Origin of the sequence: Streptomyces sp. NRRL S-378, assembly GCF_000720645.1 — a bacterium.
Taxonomy (GTDB): domain Bacteria; phylum Actinomycetota; class Actinomycetes; order Streptomycetales; family Streptomycetaceae; genus Streptomyces.
Genome location: NZ_JOBX01000238.1, coordinates 1 through 232, shown reverse-complemented (window position 1 = coordinate 232; position 232 = coordinate 1). Strand labels below are relative to the sequence as shown.

The following is a 232-nucleotide window of genomic DNA, read 5'->3' as shown; positions in this document are numbered from 1 at the left end:
GGATGAGGTTCCTTTGAAAAAGACCTGTCGGGCCTTCGGGCACTGGCAGGCAACCAAACACAGCGAGGACGTTGTGGTCAGTCGGTCTTATTCCGACCTGGACTGGCCCGCTCTTTCGTGCGTGTGCACCCGATACGGGTAAACATTCATGGAGAGTTTGATCCTGGCTCAGGACGAACGCTGGCGGCGTGCTTAACACATGCAAGTCGAACGATGAAGCCCTTCGGGGTGG

The 232-nt window shown here is 56.9% G+C and carries 1 rRNA gene; it reads left to right on the top strand.

Annotated elements, in window-relative coordinates:
- Positions 1-145: 145 nt before the first annotated feature.
- A 16S ribosomal RNA gene (locus tag IH80_RS0138635) occupies positions 146-232 on the top strand; the annotation flags it as partial.